This window comes from Odoribacter lunatus (genome assembly GCF_943193135.1).
In the GTDB taxonomy this organism is placed as follows: domain Bacteria; phylum Bacteroidota; class Bacteroidia; order Bacteroidales; family Marinifilaceae; genus Culturomica; species Culturomica lunata.
The window spans coordinates 106,941-122,952 of the sequence record NZ_CALPCZ010000003.1 but is presented as its reverse complement, the minus strand read 5'-3'; the positions used below and the strand labels follow the sequence as shown (position 1 = coordinate 122,952).

At 47.3% G+C, this 16,012-nt stretch carries 9 protein-coding genes; 1 reads left to right on the top strand and 8 read right to left on the bottom strand.

Features of this window, described 5'->3' with window-relative positions; translation table 11 throughout:
- Positions 1-13: 13 nt before the first annotated feature.
- Both NFR61_RS02860 and NFR61_RS02855 read right to left on the bottom strand, forming a co-directional pair.
- Positions 14-3,595, bottom strand: coding sequence for a BACON domain-containing protein (locus NFR61_RS02860; RefSeq protein ID WP_251620414.1), 3,582 nt, complete (start codon positions 3,593-3,595; stop codon positions 14-16).
- A 184-nt stretch (positions 3,596-3,779) separates the two neighbouring features.
- Positions 3,780-4,232: an HU family DNA-binding protein gene (locus tag NFR61_RS02855; RefSeq protein WP_251620411.1), complete on the bottom strand. Its 453-nt coding sequence runs from the start codon at positions 4,230-4,232 to the stop codon at positions 3,780-3,782.
- Positions 4,233-4,644: 412 nt separating this feature from the next.
- Here NFR61_RS02855 and NFR61_RS02850 point away from each other — a divergent pair, with 412 nt between their 5' ends.
- Entirely contained in the window at positions 4,645-5,430 is a 786-nt protein-coding gene (locus tag NFR61_RS02850) for a patatin-like phospholipase family protein (RefSeq protein ID WP_251620409.1), read from the top strand.
- Here NFR61_RS02850 and NFR61_RS02845 read toward each other — a convergent pair.
- The 6 genes from NFR61_RS02845 to NFR61_RS02820 are packed head-to-tail and all read right to left on the bottom strand — an operon-like array spanning position 5,390 to position 15,988.
- The gene (locus tag NFR61_RS02845; RefSeq protein WP_251620407.1) at positions 5,390-7,006 is read right to left on the bottom strand and encodes a beta-N-acetylhexosaminidase; all 1,617 of its coding nucleotides are present in this window, start codon (positions 7,004-7,006) and stop codon (positions 5,390-5,392) included. The genes NFR61_RS02850 and NFR61_RS02845 overlap by 41 nt on opposite strands.
- A 2-nt stretch (positions 7,007-7,008) precedes the next feature.
- On the bottom strand, positions 7,009-9,351 hold the full coding sequence (locus NFR61_RS02840; RefSeq protein ID WP_251620405.1) for a family 20 glycosylhydrolase: 2,343 nt from the start codon (positions 9,349-9,351) through the stop codon (positions 7,009-7,011).
- Positions 9,348-10,049: a lipoyl(octanoyl) transferase LipB gene (lipB, locus tag NFR61_RS02835; protein WP_251620403.1), complete on the bottom strand. Its 702-nt coding sequence runs from the start codon at positions 10,047-10,049 to the stop codon at positions 9,348-9,350. The genes NFR61_RS02840 and lipB overlap by 4 nt, the downstream gene beginning before the upstream one ends.
- Before the next feature lie 10 nt (positions 10,050-10,059).
- On the bottom strand, positions 10,060-10,911 hold the full coding sequence (lipA, locus tag NFR61_RS02830) for a lipoyl synthase (protein ID WP_251620401.1): 852 nt from the start codon (positions 10,909-10,911) through the stop codon (positions 10,060-10,062).
- A gap of 24 nt (positions 10,912-10,935) precedes the next feature.
- The gene (gene nth, locus NFR61_RS02825) at positions 10,936-11,577 is read right to left on the bottom strand and encodes an endonuclease III (protein WP_251620399.1); all 642 of its coding nucleotides are present in this window, start codon (positions 11,575-11,577) and stop codon (positions 10,936-10,938) included.
- A gap of 31 nt (positions 11,578-11,608) precedes the next feature.
- On the bottom strand, positions 11,609-15,988 hold the full coding sequence (locus tag NFR61_RS02820; RefSeq protein WP_251620397.1) for a hypothetical protein: 4,380 nt from the start codon (positions 15,986-15,988) through the stop codon (positions 11,609-11,611).
- Positions 15,989-16,012: the final 24 nt, after the last annotated feature.

Sequence of the window (16,012 nt, the reverse complement as noted above, 5' to 3'; positions counted from 1 at the left end):
TCTACTTTCTTTTTCACTCCGCCTTACGGAAATCTATGGTAATGGTTTTGCCGTCATACGTCCAACTTTTACCGTCAAAACTACTGTCTTCTTCGTAAGTAAATTTCATATTTCCCGGAACTGTATTGTTATCAAACCACGCCGTCACCGGAAAAAAGCTCTCCCCGTCACCAGGATTACCACTGCACTCCAACGTAATCAATGCTACATTCTTGGTTACATCCAAGGATGTAAGTTGATTAGAACTGCACCTCAGTGTAGTTAACACAGTGCAATCACTTACATCTAACGATATGAGTTGATTATGACTACATCCCAATGTGGTCAATGCTGTACAACCGCTCACATCTAAAGATGTAAGTCTATTCCAATAACAAGTCAACGTGGTCAGCGCAGTGCAATTACTTACATCCAAAAAGGTTAGTTGATTGTTAGAACAGTCTAATTTAGTTAATGCTGTACAACCGCTTGCATTCAAAGACGTAAATTGAAAACTATTAAAATTCAACTCAGTCAACGCCGTACAACCGCTTATATCCAAAAATGAAAGTTGATTGCCACCGCACCCTAATTCAGTCAATGTTGTACAACCACTTAAATTCAAAGAGGTAAATTGATTATAAACGCAATACAAGCTTGTTAATGCAGTACAACCACTTACATCCAAAGATGTAATTTGATTAAAAGGGCAATATAAATTGACCAATGCCGTATTTTTGCCTATATCCAAAGACGTGAGTTGATTATAACCACAAGACAAATTAGTCAATACCGTATTCTTGCTCACATCCAAAGACGTGAGTTGATTATAATCACAAGACAATCTGCCCAAGCCCGTATTTTTAGTTACATCCAAAGACGTGAGTTGATTATAGGCGCAACTTAAATAGGTCAAAGATTCAAAATACTCGATTCCTGCCAGGGAGGTCAAGCCTTTGCCGGCTTGATAATCCGCTTCTGTTCTACTAAAATCTAAATAACTTAAAGTAAGTAGTTTTGTTTCCCCCCTAATGATATGGGAAGCATCAGGGATATAGCCTTTTTCTTGTAATGCTTTAGCGAAACCGGGGTCGAAGTCTGCCGTGATGTCTTTACTGTATTTTTCATTTAAAAGTCGGAACCAGACTTTTTTACCTTCATACTCCCATGCTTCCCCTCTATTCATTACCGTTCCATTATAATCGTCTATAGCGATACGAATTGTATTCTTATAGTCATTCCAAACCGTTAATGAAAAGATATTTTTTTCATCACCGGGATTATCGTTGCAACGCAAGTAATCCAACGCCGTGCATCCGCTCACATCCAACGAGGCAAGTTTATTGAAGTGACACCACAACTTGGTTAGCACCGTGTTTATGCCCACATTTAAAGAAGTCAATTGATTCTCTAAACAACGTAATTCAACCAAGGCCGTGTTCCGGCTTACATCCAAAGAGGTAAGCTGATTAGAACCGCACGACAAGTAGGTCAAGGCCGTGTTTTTACTCACGTCCAATGCAGTCAATCGGTTGCCACCGCAAGCTAAGGATGTCAGTGCGGTGTTTTTCGTGACATTCAAAGAGGTGAGCTGATTGTCATAACAACTCACATCGGTTAATGCCGTATTCTGACTCAAATCCAACGAAGTAAGTTGATTATTTTCACAATACAGATTGGTTAAGGATTCAAAATACTCGATTCCTTTTAAAGAGGTCAGTCCCTTACCGGCTTGATAATCCGCTTCTGTTGCATATATATATAACGCCTTTATGCCTTTGACATCCCCCAAGGTAATATGGGCGGCATCGGGAATATAGCCATTTTCCTGCAACACTTTGGCAAATTCGGGGTCGAAGTCCGCCGTAATGTCTTTTATGTCTTCCTCCGTTTGAAACCTGATGGTGATGATGTTGTCTCCGTAGCTCCAATTTTTTACATACCCAAAACCAGACGGAATATCATTGTCATAAAACCAAGCAGTCACAGGGAAGATAGCTTTCCCGTCGCCAGGATTATTATAACAATACAGTATTGTCAATGCCGTGTCCCGGCTTATATCCAAAGACGTAAGTTGATTAGAATAACAAAACAAGCTGCCCAATGCAGTATTCTTGTTTACATCCAAAGAAGTCAATTGATTACCGTTACAACCCAATTGAACCAATGCTGTATTCTTACTTACATCTAATAACGTGAGTTGATTATTACCACAATACAAATTGGTCAATACCATATTATTACTAATATCCAACGATTTAAGTTGATTTTCTTGACAGTACAGTTGTTCCAGTGCCGTGTTCTTGCTTACATCCAAAGACGTAAGTTGATTTGTCTGACAATATAATATGGCTAATGCAGTACAATTACTTATATTCAAAGAAGTGAGTTGATTAGAGCTACAATACAACTGGGTCAATGCCGTATTTTTACTTACATCCAAAGACGTGAGTTGATTAGAACTGCAATTCAAGTGGGTTAATGCCGTATTATTACTTACATCCAACGATGTGAGCCGATTAGAACCGCAATACAACTTTCTCAACGATTCAAAGTATTCAATCCCTTTTAAGGAGGTCAAAGCTTTCCAATAGACAACGAGCGAGTCGATATGTTGTATGTTTTCTCTTAATATCCGGGTAGAATCGGGGATGTAACCCAACCGCTGCAACAAACCCGCAAAGGCTGGGTCGAATGCCGAGGTGATGTCTTCTTTGGGCGATTGCGTGGAGGTCTGCCGGATGTACAGCGTGTCGGTCTCATCGCCATACCGGTTTTTAATCACTATCTCCGTGTTCCGGTCGACAGTCGTGTCGGCCTCGATGTGCAGTTTCAAACGGTCGCTCCGGAAAGAACGCTCCGTTACCTGGTTAACCCACGACGCAGCGGCTGCTGGGATGGTCACGTCGTAGACGATGTTCGACTTCAGTTCCACCGTCAAATCTCCGCCCTTGCCCGATACGCGGCACGTGTCTTCCGACAATATCAAACGCTCTTCGGGTGCCTGGAAGATAAACACCGTATCGCTCCGCTCACCGCTCTTGAAGATGATGTACCCCCATCTTCCATCTTTACCCTTCTGCTCCAGAATAATGAATACGTAGCACTTAATCTGTGCCGCTCTCGTGTCGGGCGCCAGAGTAATCCACGACTGATATTCAGCGGGAATGATGACCTCTTCCACATCGCTTTTAACATCAATCGACACGTCCCCGCCGTCCTGCGGAAGGTCGAATTTGTCCTTTGCCAATATCAAGGCGTTGCCGTGTTTCTCGGTCACAGTGAGTACACTCGTCTGCTCTCCTGCCCTAACGGAGAGATTCAGGTTGCGGTCTTCCGTCTCGGCGGAAGTTGCCACCGTTACGGTGACGGTCTTGTCTCCCTTGCCGGAAGTAACATCCGTCGTACACCATTCGCTCTCGTTGGTAATCGTCCACTCCGCATTGCTTGTAATGGTGAACTCCTGTTTTCCGCCACCGGACTCGAAAACGAGATCCGTTGCGGAAAGCTCTAATGTAACATCATCCGGCAATACAGGGGTGTCTTCCTCTATTTTATCCTTGCTGCACCCTGCCACCAGCAACAAGCACAGCATCCCATACAATACTCTTTTCATCTTTTTCTGTTTTTTAATCTATTGATATTTTATTCGGTTTATTGTCTCGTTTATAATTCAGTATCTGTTTCGATTATCCTCTTCCGGACACCTTGCCCGAAATACTCCTTGTATCTTGGGCAAGATACAGACAAGAAGATGCCCAAGATAGGCAACCTATCTTGGGCAAGATATGGAGAAAAAGTTACCCTTCCCCGGTTTCCCCTCCGATATTCTCCGTTCCTCCGTTAGCATTTCCGTTAGTGCCAACAAAATCTGCTGCCGAACGGAATGTGGCTTTCTGCGCGGCCTCCCGTAAAGATTGTCCGGCGGTGAAGCGGATATTTACTTTCGTAATTTTTGAAGCGGTGGCTTCCTTTTCCGTATCCGCACCGGTTGCATTCACCGTCACCTGAAACGTGCCCCAGTCTCCGATTTTCACCGTATAGCCGTCCAGCAATCCGCTAATCAGTACTTTCTCCAATTGTGCCAATGCCATCTCCGCCTCTTTCGGGTTTAAGGTCGTTTCCTCGGAAATACGCTTGGCAACCTCTTTTTCGCCCAACGTACCCAAACTTTTTACCACCGGATACCATTTACGGGGTTCGTCTTTCTTTAACGGATTCACACGCTGGATTTTCTTGTAAAGTAATGTCATAATCTTTTTTTTAATGATGAATAAATAAACGTACTTCCTTTTATTGACCTCCTTTCCGTTGGAAATACGGGGTTTTCGAGAAACTCCGCCCAAAAAAACGTAGGTTTAAATGGACGGAGTTTTGCGAAACAGGGAAAAAAATTATCGTTTTGAGTATGAAGACTTTGACACGTTTAAAAAATTGTTAATTTTGCGAAACTCTCCGCTTATTTAAACCTACCCTTTTTTTGGTCATGTATTCCACTTAAAAACAACCAGTTATAAGCAATATTAACCATTTTCACAGGTGGCTGCCGCTCCTCTATCCGGGGTCTCCATTTATTTATTATAAATTAAGGATATTTATCCGGATGGCTCTTTACTTTATAAACCTGTTATCCGTACAAATACTACTTTTCAAAAAAAGGTAGTTATGAAATACAAGTTAGGTTTAGCACTCAGCGGAGGAGGTGCACGAGGGCTCGCCCATTTCGGCGTAATGCAGGCGATGAAGGAATACGGAATAAAACCCGATATTATTTCGGGCACCAGTGCGGGAGCCATCGCCGGAGCGATGCTCGCCACCGAAAGGCATCCGGAAGAATGCCTTCATTTCTTCACACATAAAAAAATGATGAACTTTGCCCGTTTTACCCTGTCCAAAAGCGGGTTGATGTCCATGTCAAAAATGAGAAATCATCTGAAAGACTTTTTGCAAATACAAACCTTCGACGACCTGAAAATTCCTTTGGTTGTTACGGCTACCGATATGAAAAATGCCACATCTGTGCATTTCAACAAAGGCGAACTCATTCCCTGCGTCGTCGCCTCCTGCTCGATTCCTATTCTTTTCACCCCCACAAAAATCGACGGAATCAATTACGTAGACGGCGGAGTATTCATGAACCTGCCCGTACGCCCCATCCGAAATTTATGCGAAAAAGTCATCGCGGTGGAAATCAATTCCATTGACAAAAAACGGAACATTGCCAACATGCTTCATATTGCGGAACGTTCCTTGCACCTCTCCCTCGCTTCCAACAGTAAAATAGATAAGAATCTGGCCGACCTCGTCATCGCCCCTGACGATATGATTCGTTTCAGTATATTTGACCTCAACCGGGCAAAAGAGATTTACGAACAGGGATACCTAGCCGCTAAAGAAACGCTAAAAGAGTTTAATGTGACCCGGAAACCTCAAACGGTACCCGGAAACTGACGCCTTTTCGCATTAAATCCGCCAACAGCGGATACATCCGGTTCTTAAAAGACTCCCAGTCCCGGTTTTCCATCCGGCTCCACCCGGCTTCCGCCAAAGCCAGCGCCCTCGGAAAAGCCATATACGTAATCCGGTTCATATCGGCCATCGCTTCTCCCCATAACAACCCCGCCACGCCGATAATGTGCCCCTGTTCCTCCGGCGGCAGACCATAACCGGGGTCAAAGGCATACGCCTGCCGCAACGGCAAAAGAGGCATGCCCCAGTTGTTAAATTCCGGCAAATCGCCCTTCCATTGAGGATAATCGAAATAACAATATTCCCCGGGCGAAGCTATCAGTTTGATTCCGGCACGCGCGGTCAGTTCTATCGTTCTGGGCGTCAGACCCATTCGCCACGTAAACAGTGTACAGTCTTTCGGATAATCGAAAAGAAACCTTTCGGCAGGCATGCGGATATTGTCCAGCTCGCACCACAACAGCATCTCTTTGTCGTTCCGCTTCACCGTCTTTTCTATCCTCTCAAAGAAATAGCCCATCAGCTCATCTGTCTTCCGGAAACCTTGCCGTTCCATCAGCGCACGGCAGCGGGGACACACGCCCCAATTCTTCTCCATCACGGCTTCATCGCCTCCCAAGTGGATTCTCCGGGAAGGAAACAAACGGCTCACTTCCCCTATGACCTTGTCGTAAAACTCATACGTTCCTTCCTCTGCCGCACAAAGCATGCGGTCGGTCGATTTTCCCAACACCAACGGTACAGAATCGCCCCGCAAACATCCCAGATGCGGATAGGCATGAATGGCAGCAGCCGTATGTCCGGGAATATCCAGCTCCGGCACAATTTCCACATGCTTGCGGGCGGCATACGCCACCAGTTCCTTCAACTCCTCCTGCGTATAATATCCGTTATCGGGACCGTTCATGCCCCCCTGGGGATTGCGGTACGCCCCCTTCCCCGTCAAATCGGGATAAGCCTTGATTTCTATCCGCCATCCCTGGTCATCGGTAAGATGAAGTTGCAGTACATTGAATTTAAAACGCGCCATCAAATCGATAAAACGTTTCACCTCCTCCAGCGGGATAAAATGCCGGGCAGGGTCAAGCATCAACGCCCGGTAACCGAATCGGGGACTATCCGTAATCCGCACGCCCCCGACAGCCGTACACACCGTATTTCCTCCGTTCTCCGCCAAAAGCTGGTCGAATGTCTGAATACCGTAAAAAACACCTGCCGCCGTCTTACCGGCAATACAGACATTTGAAGAGTTTACCGTCAGTTCATATCTCTCCGTCTCCGACAGCCCGGCATCCAGTTTCAGGCAAACCGCCCCATTCGGCATTTTCCCGCTACGCACAATCTCCGGCTCCCGCCCTGTCCGGTCCTTCACCACCTGCCGCAATTCCTCCGCCTCATTCTCCAACCCTTCGGACAACAAAGCTATCACGACCTTGTCGCCGAACACATATTCCTCCTGCGGAAGCGCCTTTACATCCACAGGACAAGGAATCAGAGCCTGTCCCCGTCCCATCTGAATACCGCAAAGCAGACACAGCAGCCAGCACCATCCCTTCATGCTTATTCCATTTTTCTGTTATACACTCTCAGACTCCGGAGCTCCCCGCAGAATCCATTCTCCGTACTTCCGATATATTGCAGCGGAAATACCAGTGTATGCTGGATATACATCGCACTCTCCTTGCCTTTCAGTGTCTTGAATAGTTTCTTTTCCACGCCCAGATGCTCCGCCTTCTCACCATTCACATACAAAGACGTTCCCTTCGCATCCCCGACAATCTTTACCTTTGCCGGCACTCCCGGTTGAAAGGCATGGGAAAAAGTATAGAAATAACCGTCCCGCCGGAATCCGAGCTTATGCTCCGGCGTATATACCACCGACGCATTCGGGGAGGCAAACAGCACGGCTTCCTGTTTCATTCCGGCAAAAGGCACCATTTCAAACTCTACCGTATAATCATAGCCGATTTCCGCCAACGGTGTTTCGACAACCGTATTTCCATTCAGCACCAACCCTTTTCCTTTCGATTTCTTAACCTTAAAATCATAGCCGTTGCCGGAGAAATCCTTTCCGCCGTCAGAAGCAAAGCGGTAATCCGCAACCGTCTCCCCAACAGAGGGAATTTTGCCCATCAGATTCACACCGGGAGCCTCGCACACTCCGGCAGCCACTCCGGCGAACTCCGGATAGGCAACCTCCGACTTCCCCATCCACATCTTTTGCGCCAGCACCTGCATCGCAGGAAAAGCCCGGTGGTGCACATCTTTCTCCGAAATACCGTTGCCGCAATGGTCGTTCCACACGGCAAACGTGCCGCCCAAAATCTGCGGATGCCCTGCGGGGAACAGCTGACTGCCTATCTGGACAGGTTCCCAGTCGTTGTATAATTTCTCCAGATTCAAGTAATCGTAATAATATCCCGCCGCCGGCACGATATACAGCCAGCCGTCAGGCGTACTGATTAAATCGTATCCCTGCTTCATCATCTCCTGGGGATCGGCATAGCCGTTATACCACGCATTCATGATGACATTTTCAGACGTCACAGGCGTAGTGCCCTGCGCATGCGTCAGTGCCCCCCACAAGCGGGCTCGTTTGCCGAAACTCTGAACATATTTCAGATAGTGGTCCGTAAAATGACGGAAGCTTTCCGCTTCCTCCTTGGCATACTCATCCGTGCCGATATGCACTTCCGGCCCCACGAACACGGGCGAAGACCCTCCAATATACTCCATCAGCAGGCTATCGAAGAAAGGATAAATCTCCGGATTGGACAAATCCAGGTGATCCATGCCGTACTTGGTGCTGCCCAAAGACTTGCGGTAATGCGAAAAAGCAAGGGAATGAGCCGGAATATCAATCTCCGGCAACACATTCACCCCATGCGCCATACCTGCCAGCTGCAAATCCGTGAACTGACGCTTGGTATAAAAACCGTCCTCGGCCGTCAACCCGGGGAATGTCTCGCATTCCAGCCGGAAAGCCGCATACGTCTTATCCCAGTCATTGTCGAAGAACTGTATGAAGCCGTTGTCGTTCAGATGCACATGGAATTCGTTCATCTTATAATAGGCCATAATCTTCACATACGCCTGCAAAAACTCCAGACGGAAAAATTTCCGCGCCACATCCAGCATAAATCCGCGACGGGAATACTTCGGATAATCCCGGATTTCCCCCACCGGAAAATGCAAGCCGTTCCGCTCCGCTATCTGCAACAACGTGCGCGTACCCCAGAAAACGCCATTGGCATCCACGCCTTCTATTCTAATCTGATTGCCGATGCTCATTCGGTAACCTTCCTCGCCCAGCTGCCGGTCATCCGTCTCCAGCGTCAAAAAGACATCCCCCTCTCCCGCAACACCTTCTTTCACCCCGCATTTCAACGCATAAAGCGTATTCAAATCGTCCGCCAATATCTGCGCCTTCTCGCGCAACCCTTTTGCATACCGGGCATCAACGACTATATCCGCTTTACCCGACCACGCCAACTCACCTTTGCCTCCCCACCATTCCCGTATGGCCGGTATCACCTCCGGACAAGTATTCCCGCCGGCAATTGCCGGCTTATTACCGGGAACTACGCCACTCAAATGAGTGACATCCAATACCTCACCCGACTGCGTATTTTCCAGACGGAAATAAAAATGCACCTCCGCATCCGTCAGTACCTTCCCGATATTCCCTTCCCGGTCCACTGCCGGAAGACGGTCCGTACCCACCAGTTTCAATACATACCCTTCCGGGACAGCGGGGAACTCCAAACGCGCATCCCCTTTCTTTATCTCTTGCAAATGCAATTGCTCCGCTACTTTTTTCATTTCTTCCGAAGGCTGTACATCCTGGGAAAAAACGGTTCCGAAACACAACAGTCCCACGAATAAACTTAAACTCTTTTTCATCTTTTTATGCTATTAGTATTTATTTTCATACACATTACCGACTGGAATTGGCGGAGGATTTCCGCTTTCACCTCCTCCATGTCCACCGGCCTTTTCAGCTCTTTTTGCAGCGAAGTGACCCCCTTGTCAATGAAACCGCAGGGGTGGATGGCATCGAAATACGTCAAATCGGTATTTACGTTCAAAGCGAACCCGTGCATCGTCACATAACGGGAACACTTCACCCCGATGGCACAAATTTTCCTTTCCGAAGGGGTTCCCGTATCCAGCCATACCCCGGTAGCTCCGGCCACCCGTGTCCCCGACAATCCGTATTTTTTCAACGTACGAATTACCACCTCTTCCAGTCCGCAAACGTACTCCTTCACCCCCATACCGAAATTCTCCAAATCCACCACCGGATACACCACCAGCTGACCCGGCCCGTGAAAGGTAATGTCACCACCCCTGTCCACCTTTATAAATTCGGCATGTTTCGCCCGCAACTGCACGGCATTCATCAGCATATTCGCCTCTTTTCCACTTTTCCCCAACGTATATACGGGAGAATGCTCCACAAAAAAAAGATACCCGGAAGTCGCCTCTCCCCGTATCTTTTGTTGCTTCACCTTCTCCTGCGTCTGCAATTGCAGCTCCCACACCTCGCGGTAATCCCTTACCCCTAAATCGCTGAATTCCGTTTCTCTTTCCGCTGCCATGACAAGTCCTTTATTTTATATGCCGTTCCGCATGATAGCTCGACCGTACCAATGGTCCGCTCTCCACATGCGCAAATCCTTTTTCCAGCCCGATTTGCCTGTATTCGTCGAATACCTGCGGGGTGACATATTCCTGCACCTCCACATTGGCCGCCGACGGCTGCAAATACTGCCCGATGGTCATTACCCGACATCCCACGGAACGCAAATCATCCATTGTCTGCAATACCTCCTCCCTCGTCTCTCCCAATCCCAGCATAATTCCCGATTTTGAAATCACACCCGCTTCCGCCACTTGCCTCACGACCTCCAACGACATTTCATAAGTCGCCCGACTGCGAATCAACGGCGTGAGCCGGCGCACTGTCTCCAGATTGTGGGAAATCACCTCCGGACGGGCGTCGATAACCTGTTGTATCAACTCTTTCCTCCCCTGAAAATCCGGAATCAAAACCTCCATCGTCACCTCCTTATTCACCCGCTTAACCGCCTCCATCACCTTCACCCAATGTCCCGCACCCAAATCCTCCAGATCGTCCCTGTCCACGGAAGTCAATACGACATGTTTCAATTTCAGCAACCGTACCGACTCGGCAATATGCTCCGGTTCTCCGGCATCCAGCGGAGCCGGACGACCGGTCTTTACGTTGCAGAACCGGCACCCCCGCGTACACACATCCCCGCAAATCATAAATGTAGCCGTTCCGCAACCCCAGCATTCCCCCTGATTGGGACACATGCCACTCGTGCAAATCGTATGCAAATTGTGCCCCCGTACCACATTCAACACCTCCACCGAAAGCTGTCCCTTGGGCAATCTTATCTTTAACCAGTCCGGTTTTCTTCTGCTGTTACATCCCATATTTTCAGAACTTTTTTATCGCATTTATTTTTTCCGTTTCCCGTCATACCGGCAATACGCCCGGATACCACACTCCTCGCATTTGGGCTTCCGCGCCATACACACATAGCGTCCGTGCAAGATAAGCCAGTGATGAGCCGTAGAAAGAATCTCCGCCGGAATGTTTTTCACCAGCTGCTTCTCCGTCTCCAGCGGTGTTTTGGCATCCGTCACCAGCCCGATGCGGTTCGCCACCCGGAATACATGGGTATCGACAGGCATGGCGGGCTTACGGAAGGCCACTGCCTCCACCACGTTGGCGGTTTTTCTCCCCACACCGGGAAGCGTCTGGAGCAAATCCATATCATCCGGCACCACACCGTTAAAATCTTCCACCAGTTTTTTCGCCATGGCCGACAAATGTTTGGACTTGTTATTCGGATAAGAAATAGACTTTATCAGCTCGTAGATTTCCTCCACACTCCCTGCCGCCATGGCAAAAGCATCCGGAAAGCGCTGAAACAAAGCCGGAGTCGTCATGTTCACCCGCTTGTCGGTACACTGTGCCGACAAGACCACTGCCACCAGCAACTGAAACGGGTTTTCGTACTTTAGCTCGCTTTCTGCCACGGGCATGTGCTCCGAAAACCACTGGATAAATCCTTCATATCTCTCTTTGGTCGTCATAATATATTCTCAAAATTCACATTCCTGTCGTTTACAAGCCGACCCGTTTCAAGAAACGGGTTTTCTTCGAGTCCGGACACAGGGTAATTGTATACAACGTCTGTTTCTCCTTATTCTGTATCACCTTCTTGTCCGCCTTCTCATTCCGGAGGATATCGTTATATTCTGCATTGGACGAAAGCGTGAAGAGCGATTTGTCCAGATACTCGAAATAATACCATTTCTCATCGTTGTAAATATACAGATAAAGCTGGTTTCCCGCGCGCCGCCGTACCAATTCCATCGCCACATTGTACTCCTCTTCCACAGGACGCTGCAACAACGTACGTACCAGCGCCTTTCCGTTCGCAATATACGAACGTTTTTGCGGATCCCAGTTCATCTCCAGCGAATCCAGCACGAGAAAACGGCTCAACGAATCCGGAATATTATTGCTGTTCTTGCCTAACTGTTTCATCGCCAATGGTGCCAATCCTTTCCCATACAATGCCGTCACCTTGGCAACCAACGAAGCATCGGGGGTAATCGTACGCAGTTTCTTATCTGCAAAGTCCCGAAGCATCACGCTTTCCATCTTGTTTAACAATACAAAATCCAACGCATACAACATATTTTCCGCCTTAAACGCCTCTTCTTTCAGATTGTAAGAGATATTCCCCACCGCCCATTGCCGGATGCCGGGAATCTCCATTTCCATACCGAGTTTACCGAAACCCAAAACCGTATTCTGATCAGGTGTATAACACATATGGTAATACGAATCCATCGACGTATCCCGGATCTGGTATTTCTTCTCTTTTTCAAGCCATACCAACTCGCCGCGGCCGCCCAGCACCAGTTCGTCATTATAGAAAATGCGGTTGCTCAGAAAAGAGGCATAAGGCTTCACCGTTTTATCCACATTCAGGAACACCCCATTATAAATATGTTTTCCCTTGTCATCCTGGTTCTCCACACCCACCGGCACCCGTATATCCTGTGCCGAAAAGTAAGTCTTTACTTTCAGCCAGGAATGTTTCAGATACGTATCGTCTGCCGTGAGCCGGACATATCCGTTAAAGAACAGATTCTTCTGCCGGGAATAAAGATAGATATTGCCTTTATACGTGATTCCTTTGTTCAAATCAAATTTCGCTTCGGGTTTCATATCTACTTTGGCATAGACATTCCGCGACGTATCCACCCCTATCTCCGTAAAATGAATCACACTTCTCTGCTTATCCTGATTGATATAATCGTAATCACCGCTTCCGCTGAACGCAAAACGCCCTTTCACTTTCAACCCCACTTGGGTCAGTTGCTTGCTCCGGCTATCCCGGTCGCATACAAACAAACCGTTTTTAAACTCCTCGATATCTCCCACACCGTTTATATTGATTTTTCCCAAATCCGGATAAAAACGCCCGTTGGCCAGGTCAATATGGTTTACCCACTGACAGTGTATATCGCCCGTATTCAGGTTATACCGCGCCAATGGAGCCATGAAGGAAAGCGAATCACAGGCTCTGTCGGTCGAGACAAACAGGTTCTTTCCCTTTTCGGGCATACGCATCATGTCCTCAATACGCCAGATGCGCTGTAACTCTTCTTCATCCTCTATACCGATATTTAGATAAGCCTCATTCATATACCATGTGAAACTCTTAAACGAACAGCGGTATCGGTTGGACGGGAAATCCGCCATATTGGCATCGGCATTGTTCATAAACCGGCCTTTGTTATGAATCAAATCGATATTCGCCTGAACATTGGCAGTATTCAATTGTATATTCTTGTTGGCGAAAGAACTCAAATGCAAATCAGTCTGGTCGGACAAAACATTATTAGGCTCAAAATGAAATAGATTGGAAGTCAAACGCGCCCCCTTCAATTCCAACTTACCAGCAGCATCCATCAAATCCTCATATACCATCAGCGTCCCTTCGTGCCGTATACGCCCGTCATACACGGAAAACGGCTGTTTAGTCGATGTTGCCAACATATTCCCCTGATTTTTCAGATACATGATTTTTACCTGCTCACCTTTTGCTTCGGGGCGTCGGCCTTCTAATCCATTTACTGTCAGAAAAGGCGTCACAGTCACCATCGAATCAGGCATCATCAAAATGGATTCCGACTGAAAATTACTGCCGTTCAACTCCACCTTCCCGTCGGCAACAAATCCTTTCTGGCTTAACTCTATCCGGTTTTTCAGATTTCCCCTTTCATACAGCTCCAACCCATTCTCCGGCGTCTGGTACTTCATCCCCAACGAATTATCCGCCAGTAGTCTCAATGTATCGGAAATATCCGGTACAATATTGGAAACCAGCGTACCGCCGAAAGCATACCGGAACTTATCCGAATCGTTGATATTTTTCAGCGTATAAGGCTTTATGACAAAATAAAACTTCTCTTTCTTATACACCCCATTACAGATTGACGGTGCGTCAAAATAGACATACGATTCCTTAGTAGAATGAAAAATCGGATACCCCGGCACATCTTTCTTACCCGATTTATTATTCGGCTTATCGATTTCGATATCTCCGGTCACATCCCGTATCAGGGAATTCACCCGACGCCCCCGCTTGCCCGTTGTCTTATCCGCCATATACATCCCCGTCGAATCCACCTGTGTCAGCCCGATTGTATACTTGTCATAGGAGAAATAAAGCTTGTTCCCGAACATATCGAACATACCCGCCTTCAACTTCCCGTTAAATTCCATGTCCCTGTTTTTCAGCATAATCACCGATTTATCCGAAGGCTCTACATACACATCTTTGGCTTCGCTGATGGTAAACTTTTCCACCCCGTAGATTTTCAACTGATAGTTCCTTAAGTCCAGCACGGCATTTGTACGGGAATCTTTCGGCAAAGAAGCAAACCGGATATTGTCGTAATCCTGCCTCCCGACACGAGCGTTGGTATAATGAAACAGACGCTCTTTCAACGTCACTTCATCACGCGCCTCGTCAAAATCCAGAAAATCATCATACGAAAGAGAAATAATCTGCTTTCTCAATTGATCCATCGGCTTTTTCATAATCCCGGCATAATCGCTTATCGAAAAAGTATTCGTACCCAAAATTACCGATGCCTTATGAAGACCGTTAAGCGGATGTATCTCATCGATTCCCTGCATCTGATCGTAAAGAATATCATTAAAAAAATCCAGCGACTCCACCTCCGCTTTGAACATACCGGAACGACTATTCATGCACATCATCACACAACTGCTGTCTACCGGCCAAATCAACTGTTCCACACTGAACAATATCTGATGATAGTCATCGCGGAATGGCAGGTGCTGACTCTGCTCCGAAATACGCTTCACCGTCACCGTATGGTCCTTCCGGGTATAAGAGAAACTCACATTGGGATGAAAAAAACGGCCGGAAGCCAAAGGCAGAACCATCCGGGAAACGCCCGCCACCACCCGTGCCGTATCTATCGAAAAACGAGTGGCATACACATACATGTGGGTCGTGTCATTCGGGGAAATATGCACGCACGCCGGCAGCTCCTTGTCGCCGAAACCTGACAGTTTCATGCCGTCATACTGCACCCCACCTTGAAAAGAAATGCTGGGGAACAGCGAATCAATTTTTATATCCGTATCATACGAAATGAACTGCGGAAAACGCTCTTCCTGTTTCACGGTCTTGTATTTCAAGGCATTGTCCTTTAACATTCCTACAAGAGGACGGTTGTATTGCCGAGCATACACAAAAGAAACCGAATCCGCACCATAGTCGGACGCTGTCATATCTACACCATAGCGGGACAACTCCGCATAAAGCGTATCCTCCGACCGCCAATACACCCGCCCCCCTTGGCCTTTCAAGACATGAGACTGCAACTCATGATTCACCTGGGTACCATAGATAAAAATAGAATCCTTGGGTGTCCGGCACATCAATGTCGCATCCTCGAACGTCACATACACCACCTTTCCCGGATTCCAACGGCTTCCCCCTTTCACTATCCAGCTGTGGCTTCCCCCTTCGTAAAGCACCCCGTTCACAATAAAATTACGCGTAAAAGCCAGATAATTCTTTACATTGTTTTTGCGCCGGTCTTTCACGAATACGAGCTTCTTCAACGCACCCAGCCAGACATGCAGATTCTCTTTTTCCTCCAATCGCCGGAAATGATTCACACACTCTGCAAAATTCTTCATGTCCGACGCCGGAACCATACGCATTACCTCAAGCTCCTTGAATACGTGACTCACTCTGTCTTTTTCCTCCTGGGAAAGAAAAGAAGAAGTCCACGTATCCATACACTCACTTACCAGCACTTTTCGCTCCGACGAACGCACATCCTTAAAAAGAGTTTCAATCTGCTCTTTCAACAATTTGTCTTCCTGGGCATTCCCCGCAAGAGAAAAACACAGCAATCCCCAAAATAACGCTATACGCACCATATCATCCGAATCTTTTCCGGATCA

Excerpts from the sequence above, each read along its gene's own strand:
- NFR61_RS02855 (WP_251620411.1), bottom strand. The coding sequence starts at position 4,232 with ATGACATTACTTTACAAGAAAATCCAGCGTGTGAATCCGTTAAAGAAA.
- NFR61_RS02840 (WP_251620405.1), bottom strand. The coding sequence starts at position 9,351 with ATGAAAAAGAGTTTAAGTTTATTCGTGGGACTGTTGTGTTTCGGAACC.
- lipB (WP_251620403.1), bottom strand. The coding sequence starts at position 10,049 with ATGGCAGCGGAAAGAGAAACGGAATTCAGCGATTTAGGGGTAAGGGAT.
- lipA (WP_251620401.1), bottom strand. The coding sequence starts at position 10,911 with ATGGGATGTAACAGCAGAAGAAAACCGGACTGGTTAAAGATAAGATTG.
- NFR61_RS02820 (WP_251620397.1), bottom strand. The coding sequence starts at position 15,988 with ATGGTGCGTATAGCGTTATTTTGGGGATTGCTGTGTTTTTCTCTTGCG.
- nth (WP_251620399.1), bottom strand. The coding sequence starts at position 11,577 with ATGACGACCAAAGAGAGATATGAAGGATTTATCCAGTGGTTTTCGGAG.
- NFR61_RS02845 (WP_251620407.1), bottom strand. The coding sequence starts at position 7,006 with ATGAAGGGATGGTGCTGGCTGCTGTGTCTGCTTTGCGGTATTCAGATG.
- NFR61_RS02850 (WP_251620409.1), top strand. The coding sequence starts at position 4,645 with ATGAAATACAAGTTAGGTTTAGCACTCAGCGGAGGAGGTGCACGAGGG.
- NFR61_RS02860 (WP_251620414.1), bottom strand. The coding sequence starts at position 3,595 with ATGAAAAGAGTATTGTATGGGATGCTGTGCTTGTTGCTGGTGGCAGGG.